A 3,173-nucleotide genomic window follows, 5' to 3' on the forward strand; every position below is an offset into this window, starting at 1 on the left:
GAGCTGGGTGCGGTGAAAATCGCACGCCCAGATCTAACTGAGAGGGGCAGGGAATAATATCCCTCCTCGACTCAACCCACTTCGCGCGCAAATTTTCTGAATCTCGACCCAATCCCTGTTTACGGAAAAACCGATAAAGACCCTGTGTTCCAGGGTAAGCGAATCAAGAGAGGTTTGTACAAAACATCAGGCGGTCAATTGATTAATTCTGATGTTAATGCTGCGTATAACATCCTTAGAAAAGCAATCCCAAATGCTTTCAGCAATGGGATAGAGAGCTGCGTAGTTCAGCCGAGGCGGGTTAATCCGCTCAAAGTGAAAGTGAAAGGGGAGGGACTTGACGCCTCCCATGTCATGTGCAATAAATGACTATACTTTTGCCAGCTATTTCCTGTGTTTCTAACTGTATTTGTTTTATACAGTTAGGAGGAAGCCGTCCTATAAGGACGGGGCTTTAGACCCAATTTTGCCATAGTATTGTAAATACCGTCAGGTCGCCCCTATTTTATATTGTTAAATGAATCGCACGATTCCCGAACAAGAATCCCTCACCGTCGAGTTTAAAAGCGATCGCACTCGCCTGCCAGACAAAGACCTGATTGAAACCGTCGTCTGCCTTGCCAACACCGACGGCGGCTCCATTTACCTCGGCGTTGAAGATGACGGTCAAATAACAGGTTTGCACCCCCAACACCAAAACCTGTCCACCTTGGCAGCCATGATTGGCAACCGCACCAACCCCCCAGTCAGCGTACGCGTTACAGCGTTGCTAGAAGCAGGTCAAACCATTGCCTGCATAGAAGTCCCCAAATCAGCTCGCATCGTCGCCACCTCTGACGGACTCCTACAACGCCGCCGCCTGCAAGTAGACGGAACACCTCAATGCGTCCCCTTTTATCCCTATGAATTTGCCACTCGCCAGTCAGACTTAGGCGTTCTCGATTACTCCTCATTACCCGTCACCGGATCGTCTGTCACCGACTTCGACCCCCTGGAACGCGAACGCCTGCGACAATTAATAGAGCGATATGGTGGCGATCGTACTCTGCTATCCTTAACCGATGAAGAACTCGACGGCGCTTTAGGTTTCGTGCGTTCTACCGATGGAATTCGCTTCCCCACCGTCACGGGACTGCTGATTTTAGGACGAGAAAGCGCCCTCCGCGAACACTTACCCACCCACGAAGTCGCCTTTCAAGTCCTCGAAGGCACCCAAGTGCGAGTCAATGATTTTTACCGCACCCCCCTACTAAAACTGTTTGATCGAGTCATGGAACAGTTCGAGGTGCGTGTCGAAGAAGATGAAGTGCAAATCGGTTTATTTCGCGTCCCCGTTCCCAACTACGATCGCCGCGCCTTTCGCGAAGCCTCAGTCAATGCCCTCATCCACCGAGATTACACGAAATTGGGAGCAGTTCACATCCGCTGGGAAGATTACGGAATTACCATCAGCAACCCAGGAGGTTTTGTCGAAGGTGTCACCTTAGATAACCTGCTAGTCGTCGAACCCAGGCCGAGAAACCCCTTTCTAGCCGATGCCATTAAACGCATCGGACTGGCGGAACGCACCGGACGTGGTGTAGATTTAATCTATCAGGGGTTATTGCGCTACGGAAGATCTGCCCCCGATTATCGAAGTACAAACTCTCATTCTGTTACCGTCAGACTGCCAGGGGGGGAAGCCGACTTAGGACTGTTGCGCGTAGTGATTGAAGAGGAAAATCGCCGTCAAAGCCCACTCCCCGTTGACTCTTTAATCGCTTTAGGACAATTGCGACAAGAAAGACGGTTAGACACGGCTACCCTCGCCCGTGCCATTCAGCGAGATGAAGCGATCGCCCGCAGCGTGTTAGAACGATTAGTTGAAGCTGGTTTGGTAGAAGCGCGTGGCGTCAAAAAAGGACGCACCTACACCCTTAGCCCCTTAGTTTACCGAGAACTGGGACAATCCGCTGATTACGTTCGGCAAGCTGGCTTTGAACCCATTCAGCAAGAGCAAATGGTGCTTCAATATGTAAGGACTCACGGCAGAATTACCAGAAAAGAAGCTGTGGAACTTTGTCGTATCAGCGAAGACCAAGCTAGTCGCCTGCTGCGGAAGTTGACTGATGCCAACCAGTTGAATTTAGAGGGTCAAGGCCGCGCGTCATATTATGTTGTTTTCTCGCTATAAAACACGCGCCTCGCCTTTTAAACACGCACCGCGCCTTTTAAACACGCGCCGCGCCTTTTAAACACGCACCGCGCCTTTTAAACACTCATCTATAGAGTCTGTGGAGGAAAATTGGGTGGGGACTGCGCGATCTCCGCTCACTTGCTAATTTTAATAATTTAGCTTTTTACTAAAAGGCTAACTTTAGCTCTTTATCTTTCAAGTAAAATATAAATTACTAAAACACTAAAATAATAAAATTAGCTTTTTAGTAATTTAGATATTGACTAATTTCGTTTTTTAGATGACGATATATATAGAAAACCCCATCCCATGTCCCTAAAGCCATGATTGCAGTCGCCATCGCGTCCCTGTCCGGGGGGCAGGGCAAGACAACCGCATCTCTATTCCTGAGCCGCCTCCTAGCGAGCCGGGGCTATCCCACACTGGCTATCGACGCCGACCCCCAACACAACCTGACCACCTACCTGGGGCTAGAACTGCAACCCAACCAGCCCACATTGCTGGAAGTTCTCAAAAAATCCGTGCCCATCGAAGACGGCATCTATCCAGTCGAAGGTAGCGACAACTTGTTTCTAATTCCCTCCGACGACGGCCTTGACGCCGCCGCCGACTACCTATCCAGCAGCGGCGTCGGCGCTACCCTGTTGCTGCGCCGCCTCGAACCAGTTGCCGAAGCCTTCAAATTTTGTATCATTGACGCACCCCCGCAGCGCTCGCAGATTTGCTTAACCGCAATCGGTGCCGCCGACACCGTAATCATACCCGCCGAAGCCTCCGTCAAAGGCTACGGTTCCCTAGTGCGGACACTCGACTTGCTCAACTCCATGAGAGATGTCAAAGCAACCAACGCTACCGTACTAGGAGTGCTGCCCTTCCGGGACCGCTGGATTGGCAACACTCAAACCCTAGAAAGCCGCCTTGCCGTAGAAGGAATGAAAGACGAAGTTGAAAACGAATTAATTCTCCCTTCAATCCGAGAATCCGAACAGTACAAAAA

2 protein-coding genes and 1 pseudogene are annotated in these 3,173 nt (G+C 50.4%); all 3 read left to right on the forward strand.

The genetic code is table 11. The features are described from left to right. Window positions 1–78: 78 nt before the first annotated feature. Window positions 79–369 (forward strand): annotated as a pseudogene (locus QUB10_RS33915) (RNA-guided endonuclease TnpB family protein); the annotation flags it as partial. 148 nt (window positions 370–517) lie between these two features. Beyond that, entirely contained in the window at window positions 518–2,173 is a 1,656-nt protein-coding gene (locus QUB10_RS33920) for an RNA-binding domain-containing protein (protein ID WP_333207504.1), read from the forward strand. Between the two features lie 326 nt (window positions 2,174–2,499). Further along, on the forward strand, window positions 2,500–3,173 hold a 674-nt coding region (locus QUB10_RS33925; protein WP_333207505.1), incomplete at its 3' end, for a ParA family protein.

The sequence above is a fragment of the Microcoleus sp. B5-D4 genome, assembly GCF_036705145.1.
GTDB lineage: Bacteria > Cyanobacteriota > Cyanobacteriia > Cyanobacteriales > Microcoleaceae > Microcoleus.

Bases quoted from the DNA above. Each gene is read 5' to 3' on its own strand.
- QUB10_RS33920 (WP_333207504.1), top strand. From the start codon at position 518: ATGAATCGCACGATTCCCGAACAAGAATCCCTCACCGTCGAGTTTAAA.